This window comes from Kineococcus aridisoli, assembly GCF_050871885.1.
GTDB lineage: Bacteria > Actinomycetota > Actinomycetes > Actinomycetales > Kineococcaceae > Kineococcus.
The window spans coordinates 61,373-68,930 of sequence record NZ_JBJLSF010000014.1; the positions used below are offsets into that span (position 1 = coordinate 61,373).

A 7,558-nucleotide genomic window follows, 5' to 3' on the forward strand; every position below is an offset into this window, starting at 1 on the left:
CCGGTAGAGTGAGGGCGTGCCAGCGATCGTCGAGAAGGTCCTCCGCGCCGGTGAGGGCCGCGTGGTCAAGCGTCTGCAGCGCATCGCGGAGCAGGTGAACGCTCTCGAGGACGACTTCACGGCGATGAGCGACGCCGAGCTGCGCGGGGAGACCCAGCGCTTCAAGGAGCGCCTCGCCAAGGGTGAGACCCTCGACGACCTGCTGCCGGAGGCCTTCGCCGTCGTCCGCGAGGCCTCGCGGCGCACGCTGGGCCAGCGGCACTTCGACGTGCAGCTCATGGGTGGCGCGGCCCTGCACCAGGGCAACATCGCCGAGATGCGCACCGGCGAGGGCAAGACCCTCGTCGCGACCCTGCCGGCGTACCTCAACGCGCTCACCGGCGAGGGCGTGCACGTCATCACGGTCAACGACTTCCTCGCCGAGTACCAGAGCGAGCTCATGGGTCGCGTCTACCGCTTCCTCGGGCTGACCAGCTCCTGCATCCTGTCCCGGATGCGCCCCGACGAGCGGCGCGAGGCGTACGCGGCCGACATCACCTACGGCACGAACAACGAGTTCGGCTTCGACTACCTGCGCGACAACATGGCGTGGAGCACCGCGGAGATGGTCCAGCGCGGCCACCACTTCGCGATCATCGACGAGGTCGACTCGATCCTCATCGACGAGGCCCGCACGCCGCTGATCATCTCCGGCCCGGCCGACCAGCCGACCAAGTGGTACACCGAGTTCGCGAAGATCGCGCGCCGCCTGCAGGTGGACGTCGACTACGAGGTCGACGAGAAGAAGCGCACCATCGGCATCCTCGAGGCGGGCATCGCCAAGGTCGAGGACCTGCTGGGCATCGACAACCTCTACGAGAGCGTCAACACCCCGCTCATCGGCTTCCTCAACAACGCCGTCAAGGCCAAGGAGCTGTTCAAGCGGGACAAGGACTACGTCGTCTCGTCCAAGGGCGAGGTCCTCATCGTCGACGAGCACACCGGCCGCATCCTCGCCGGCCGCCGCTACAACGAGGGCATGCACCAGGCCATCGAGGCCAAGGAGGGCGTGCCGATCCAGAACGAGAACCAGACGCTCGCGACGATCACCCTGCAGAACTTCTTCCGCATGTACGACAAGCTCTCGGGCATGACCGGCACGGCCATGACCGAGGCCGCCGAGTTCCACCAGACCTACAAGCTGGGCGTCGTCCCGATCCCGACGAACCGCCCCGCCGTGCGCATCGACCAGCCCGACCTCGTCTACAAGAACGAGCAGGCCAAGTTCACCGCGGTCGTGCAGGACATCGCCGAGCACCACGCCACCGGGCAGCCGGTCCTCGTGGGCACGACGAGCGTGGAGAAGAGCGAGCACCTCTCCCGGCTGCTCACCGAGGCCGGTGTGGAGCACACCGTCCTCAACGCCAAGCAGCACGAGCGCGAGGCCTCGATCGTGGCGCAGGCCGGGCGCAAGGGCGCCGTGACGGTGGCCACCAACATGGCCGGCCGCGGCACGGACATCATGCTCGGCGGCAACCCGGAGGTCCTCGCGGTCGCCGCCATGAAGGACAAGGGGCTCGACCCCGACGAGGCGCCGGAGGCCTACGAGGCCGCCTGGCCGGAGGTCCTGGAGCAGGCCAGGGAGTCGGTGAAGGCCGAGCACGACGAGGTCCGCGACCTCGGCGGGCTGTACGTCCTGGGCACCGAGCGCCACGAGTCGCGCCGCATCGACAACCAGCTGCGCGGCCGGTCCGGCCGTCAGGGCGACCCGGGGGAGTCCCGGTTCTACCTGTCGCTGACCGACGACCTCATGCGCCTGTTCAACGCCGCCCTGGTGGAGTCGTTCCTCACCCGCAGCGGCATCCCCGAGGACGTCCCGATCGAGTCCAAGATGGTCTCGCGGGCCATCCAGAGCGCGCAGGGCCAGGTCGAGGGCCGCAACTTCGAGATCCGCAAGAACGTCCTCAAGTACGACGACGTCCTCAACCGCCAGCGCGAGGTCATCTACCGCGAGCGCCGCAAGGTGCTCGAGGGCGAGGACCTGCACCTGCAGATCCGCCACTTCATCGACGACGTCGTCACCGCCTACGTCTCCGAGGCCACGGCGCAGGGCTTCGCCGAGGACTGGGACCTGGAGAAGCTGTGGGAGGCGCTGGGCGCCCTCTACCCGGTGTCGGTGACGCCCCAGGAGGTCGTCGAGGCGGCCGGCGGGCGGGGCAACCTGACCGCCGAGCGCCTCGTGGAGGAGATGCGCGCCGACGCGCAGGCCTGCTACGACCAGCGGGAGGCCGAGCTCGGCGAGGCGGTGGTCCGCGACCTGGAGCGCCGCGTGGTCCTGTCGGTGCTCGACCGCAAGTGGCGCGAGCACCTGTACGAGATGGACTACCTGCAGGAGGGCATCGGCCTGCGCGCCATGGCCCAGCGCGACCCGCTCGTGGAGTACCAGCGCGAGGGCTACCAGCTCTTCCTGGCGATGACCGACGCCATCAAGGAGGAGTCGGTCGGCTACCTGTTCTCGCTGCAGGTGCAGCCGGCCACGCAGGCCGGTGTCGTGGCCACCCCGCCCGGTCTGGCGGCGCCGGCCAACCAGCAGCTGCAGTACACCGCCCCCACGGCCGAGGGCGACGTCGAGGTGCACGCCGGCGACGCCTCGGCCACCGACGCCGTCACCGGCAACCGCGCCCAGCGGCGCGCCGCCGAGCGCAGCACGCGCGAGGGCTGAGCCGGCGGACGGGCGCGGCGGGTCAGCTCATCTCGACGGCGGTGACCCGCCAGCGCTCGCCGGAGCGGTCGCTGCAGCGCTCCACCCGCAGGGCGCCGGCCCGCACCCGCTCGCCGTCGCGCAGCACCGCGCTCGCCTCGACGACGCCCTCGGCGGGTGAGCTCGCGCGCAGCGACTGCACGCGGGTGGCCGGTCCGGCGGGCCGCCGGGTGCGGGCGCGCACCCGGGCCTGCACCGCGGCGCGGCGCTGGAGCCCGGCGTAGACGTCGGGTGCGGACCAGCGCAGCAGCTGCTGCGGCGGCCGGTGCCCGGACAGCACCTCCAGCAGGGCCACGAGGTAGCGCCGCGTCCACGCGGTGACCTCCGGCAGCTCGGCGGGCGGCAGCAGCCGCCGGTCGACCAGCTGCAGCTCCAGCACGCCCTGGTCGGGGCTGAGGTGGCTCAGGACCTCCTGCGGGCCGTCGTGCCCGCCGACCAGCGGGGGGACCGCGTGCGGCACCGGGTAGCGGCGCGCCCGCGGGAGGTCGAGCAGGTCGACGCCCTCGTGGGCGCGCAGGGTCGCGGAGCTGGACACGGAGGCCTCCGGGCGGTGCGGGTCGGGGTGCGGTTCGGCGTGCGGGCGGTGGGCGCGGGCGGTCGCGGGGTGGTGCGGGGACGGGCTCACGGCAGGCGCAGGACCTGACCGGGGTGCAGCACGTCGGGGTCGTCGCCGATGACGTCGGCGTTGGCCTCGTGGAGCAGGTGCAGCTGGCGCAGGACCTCGCCGGGGCCGGCCTGCGCCCCGCAGCGCGCCCGGGCCAGCGACCACAGGGTGTCGCCGCGCTGGACGACGACCTCCGCCGGGGCGGCGCCCTCCCGGGTGCCGCCGGGCAGCCGCGGCAGGTCGCCGGCGCGCGGTCCCGGCGCGGCGACCTGCGGGTGCTCGGTGAGCGCCGCCCAGCCCGGGTCCACGGCGTCCACGGGGGCCGGTGCCGCGCCCGGGTCCGCGGGGGCGCTGGCCGCCCACCCCGGGTCGGGCAGCGCTGCGCCGCCGCCCCGCTCGGCGGCTCCGGCGCTGAGCGCGGTGGACCCGAGCAGCAGGCCGACGGCCACCGCCACCAGCCGGCGCACCGGCGCGGGCACGCCGGGGGTGCGCCGCGCGGGGCGGCGACCGGGTGCGGCGGCGCGCACCTCGTCCAGCGCGGCGAGGACGGTCCCCAGCGCGAGCCAGCCGAGCACGAGGGCGGCGAGGACGGCGCAGCCGGCGACGAGCAGGTCGCCGGTGCCCGGCGTGCCGGCCGCCGCGGTCCGCAGCGCGGGGGAGCCGAGCCAGAGGGCTCCGGCACCCGCCGCGGCGGGGACGGCGGCGAGCAGCGCCCCGACCGCGGTGGTCACCAGGGCTCGTGCAGCACGCACGTCGACCGGCCTCCTGTCCTCGTCCCACCCGGATGCACCCGGACGGGTGCGTTGGATGTCGTTTGGTGTCGTTTGACGTGGACTGTCTAGCGATCGCCTGTGCGGGTGGCCAGCTCCTCGCGCCGGATGCGCCCGATCGGGCGGCACCTGTTGACGTTCGGTGAGGGCCCGTAGCGTGGCGGCGTGCGCTGGGAGCAGCTGTTCGACGACCTCGCCGCGCGGGCGGACCACCTCGAGCGCCTCGCGCACGACGCGGAGGTCGCCGACCGCCGCGTGCGCGAGGAGGCGACCGTGCTGCTCGGCGACCGGCTGCGCGCCGGCGCGCGAGCGGTGTCGCTGCTGCTGCGCGACGGCACCTGGGTGCGCGGGGCGGTGGCCACGACCGGGCCGGGGTGGGTGCTGCTGCACGAGGAGGGCAGCGCCCGCCAGGTGCTCGTGCCGGCGGGCGCCGTGCTGGCCGTGCGCGGCCTCGGGCCGCACGCGGCCGCTCCGCTGGGACCGGTGGCGGCCCGCCGCACGTTCGTGCTGGCGGTGCGCGCCCTGGCCGGAGCGGACGTGCCCGTGCTGCTGCGCACGGGGGCGTGGGACCTGCGGGGTTCGATCGAGCGCGTCGGCGCCGACCACCTGGACGTCGCCGTCGACGCTCAGGGCAGCGTGGTGGTGCCGTTCTCCGGGGTGCTCAGCATCGCCGAGCGCTGACGCGCGGGTGCGCCGGGCCGCTCAGGCGCTGTGGTGCCCCTCGAGGGCCTGCACGCTCTCGCGGGTCTGGGCGTACATGCGCTGGATGTACTTCTCCAGCTCCGCCTCCTCCACGCGCCACTGGCCCCGCCCCCCGACCTTGATGGCCGGCAGCTCACCCGTGCGGACCAGCGCGTAGGCCTGGGCCGAGGAGATCGCCAGCGTCTCGGCGACGTCCGCGAGCGGGATGAATCGGGCGGGCACGGTGGTCTCCTGGTCTCCTGGTCGCTGCGCAGGACGGTGCGGGAGCTGGTGCCCGCATCCTCGCACGGCGTCACCCCCGCGCATCTGCCGTTCGGGTGGCCTGTGGACGACGTCCGCCGTCCACCGGCGCGGGCCCCCACCATGGCCGGGTCCGTGCAGGTGGGAGAGAGGAGACGGCACGTGCGCACAGCGGTGCGACCGGGGGGTCGCTCGGACGCGGTCCGCCCCGGGGCGAGCAGGGCCCGGCGGATCGGTGCACCGTCCTGGCGCGACCCCCGGCTGCTGGTCGGCCTGGCGCTGGTGCTGGGCTCGGTGGTGGCCGGCGCGCGCGTCGTCACGGCCGCGCAGGCCACGACCGGCGTCTACGCGCTCGGTTCGGCCGTCGGCGCCGGCCAGCCGGTGAGCGCCGCCGGGCTGCGCGTCGTGCAGGTGCACCTCGACGAGGCCACGGCCGGTGCCTACCTGGGCGCCGGGGAGGACCTGGGCGCCGGAGCGGTCGCGCTGCGCGGTCTGCCGGCCGGCGAGCTGCTGCCGCGCTCGGCGATCGGCCGCGTCGGCGACCTCACGGCCCGGCCGGTGAGCGTGCCGCTGGAGGGGGCTCCACCGGCCGGGGTGGCCGTGGGGGCGCTGGTCGACGTGTGGGTCGTCCGGGAGTCGCCCGCAGCCGGGTCCACGAGCGGTACCGCGCCCGAGGCGCCGCAGCAGCTGGCGGAGGCGGCCGAGGTGTCGGCCGTCGCGACCGGCGGCACCGGGCTGTCCGCCCGCTCGGGAGCGGACGTGCAGGTGCTCGTGCCCCGAGGGGCGCTGCCGCGGGTGCTGCAGGCCCTCACCGACGGCGCGGACATCGTCCTCGTCCCGGTGCCCGGTGCCGGGCGGGGAGCGGCGTGAGCGTCCCCGTCCTCGTCGCCGTCCCGGGCACCGCCGAGGCGACCCTCGTGGCGGCGTGGGAGGCGGCGCGCCGGGACGTGGTCGTGGTGCGCCGCTGCGCGGACCTCGCGGAGGTGCTCGCCGCGGCCCAGGCCGGGCTGGCCCGGGCCGCGGTGCTCGGCGCCGACCTGCCGGGCAGCGACGTCGACACGGTGGAGCTGCTGCGCCGCCACGGCGTGGGGCTGGTCGTGCTGCTGCCTGCGGGCGCGGCGGGGGAGGCCGCCGAGCGCCGCTGGCGCCAGCTCGGGGCCCTGCGCCTGGCCAGCGCCTCGGACCCGCCGGAAGACGTGGCCCGCCTGGTGACCGCCGCCGTGGAGGACCTGTCCTCCACCACGACCACGACCACCACTGCCGCGGGCGCGGCGGTGCCCGAGGACTCCCCGGCGCCGGGGCGCACCGCCGTCGTCTGGGGGCCGCACGGGTCGAGCGGTCGCACGACCGTCGCCGTCAACACGGCGGCCGAGCTGGCCCGGGACGGCGCCCAGGTCCTGCTCGTCGACGCCGACACCCGTGGAGCCGGGGTCGGCCAGGCCCTCGGCCTGCTCGACGAGGCTCCCGGACTGCTCGCGGCGGTCCGCGCCGCGGCCGACGGGCGCCTGGACACGGCGACGCTGCACCGGCACGCCCCGGCCGTGCTCCCGGACCTCGCCGTCCTCACCGGCAGCCCGGACCCCGGCCGGTGGGCCGAGGTGCGCCCCGCGGCCCTGCGACGGCTCCTGGCGGTGGCCGCCGCCGCCTTCGACTGGGTCGTGGTCGACCTCGCGGGCGGCCTGGACGATCCGCAGGACCCCCGCGGGCGCGACGCGGCGACGGTGGTGGCGCTGGAGGCCGCCGACGCCGTGGTCCACGTCGGTGCCGCCGACCCGGTCGGCCTGCAGCGCTGGGTGCGCAGCTGGTCGCTGCTGCAGGAGCTCGCTCCCGGGACACCCGCCCTGCCGGTCGTCTCCCGGGTGCGGGCGTCGGCGGTCGGCTCCCCGCCGGCCCGGCGCACCACCTCGGCGCTGCGCCGCTTCGCCGGCGTGGAGGACGTCCTCCTCCTGCCCGAGGACGTCGCGGCCGACACCGCGCTGCTGGCCGGCCGGACCCTGGCGGAGGTCGCCCCACGCAGCCCGCTGCACCGGGCGGTGCGCCAACTGGCCCTGCGCCTGGAGGAGCGCGTCGACGCCCCCCTCGACCCGGTGGAGGCGGTCGTCAGGGGTGGATTTGACCCGCTGCTGGCCCGCAGTTAACGTAGTTGTCACACCCCAGTGGGGAGGAACGGACGGGTCACCGGCCGGTCCCCGCGTGCGGGACGGGGCCTCCCCGATCACCTCTGCTCCTGGCAAGCGCTCAAGTGCGCGGGCCGGTGGCCGATGGGGTTCGGGTCGCCCCTGGCGGGCTGGCCGGTCGACCTGGCTGGATCCGCTAGGATGGTGGAGCCAAAAGCCGAGCATCGCGGTCACTCCTCACAGGGTGGCGGAGCTCGTGCGTCCGGTTCTTGAGAACTCAACAGTGTGCCAAGTGTTGATGCCAAATCAATCAACCCCGTATGGCCACCGCTCATCTGGGTGGTGGTTGGGGATTCCTTTGGTGTTGTTCCTCCATCTTCTGCTC

7 protein-coding genes are annotated in these 7,558 nt (G+C 75.2%); 4 read left to right on the forward strand and 3 right to left on the reverse strand.

The genetic code is table 11. The features are described 5' to 3' along the window. Window positions 1-16: 16 nt before the first annotated feature. Window positions 17-2,701: a preprotein translocase subunit SecA gene (gene secA, locus ACRYM2_RS06305; RefSeq protein ID WP_432520734.1), complete on the forward strand. Its 2,685-nt coding sequence runs from the start codon at window positions 17-19 to the stop codon at window positions 2,699-2,701. 22 nt (window positions 2,702-2,723) lie between these two features. Here secA and ACRYM2_RS06310 read toward each other — a convergent pair whose 3' ends face one another. Both ACRYM2_RS06310 and ACRYM2_RS06315 read right to left on the reverse strand, forming a co-directional pair. Continuing rightward, a complete protein-coding gene (locus ACRYM2_RS06310; protein ID WP_432520736.1) occupies window positions 2,724-3,275 on the reverse strand; it encodes an Rv3235 family protein in 552 nt (183 codons plus the stop codon). A gap of 86 nt (window positions 3,276-3,361) precedes the next feature. Further along, window positions 3,362-4,075 (reverse strand): LysM peptidoglycan-binding domain-containing protein, encoded by a 714-nt coding sequence (locus tag ACRYM2_RS06315; RefSeq protein ID WP_432520737.1) that lies wholly within the window; start codon window positions 4,073-4,075, stop codon window positions 3,362-3,364. 204 nt (window positions 4,076-4,279) lie between these two features. On the opposite strand from ACRYM2_RS06315, the gene ACRYM2_RS06320 reads away from it, so the two are divergent. Next, window positions 4,280-4,795: a hypothetical protein gene (locus ACRYM2_RS06320; RefSeq protein WP_432520739.1), complete on the forward strand. Its 516-nt coding sequence runs from the start codon at window positions 4,280-4,282 to the stop codon at window positions 4,793-4,795. A 21-nt stretch (window positions 4,796-4,816) separates the two neighbouring features. Here ACRYM2_RS06320 and ACRYM2_RS06325 read toward each other — a convergent pair whose 3' ends face one another. Then, window positions 4,817-5,038, reverse strand: coding sequence for a helix-turn-helix transcriptional regulator (locus ACRYM2_RS06325; protein WP_432520741.1), 222 nt, complete (start codon window positions 5,036-5,038; stop codon window positions 4,817-4,819). Between the two features lie 180 nt (window positions 5,039-5,218). Between ACRYM2_RS06325 and ACRYM2_RS06330 the strand changes: the two genes are divergently transcribed. Together ACRYM2_RS06330 and ACRYM2_RS06335 are read left to right on the forward strand one after the other, a co-directional pair. Continuing rightward, entirely contained in the window at window positions 5,219-5,926 is a 708-nt protein-coding gene (locus ACRYM2_RS06330) for a hypothetical protein (RefSeq protein ID WP_432520743.1), read from the forward strand. Beyond that, window positions 5,923-7,194: a CpaE/TadZ family protein gene (locus ACRYM2_RS06335; RefSeq protein WP_432520745.1), complete on the forward strand. Its 1,272-nt coding sequence runs from the start codon at window positions 5,923-5,925 to the stop codon at window positions 7,192-7,194. Before ACRYM2_RS06330 ends, ACRYM2_RS06335 begins: the two co-directional genes overlap by 4 nt. Window positions 7,195-7,558 lie beyond the last annotated feature (364 nt).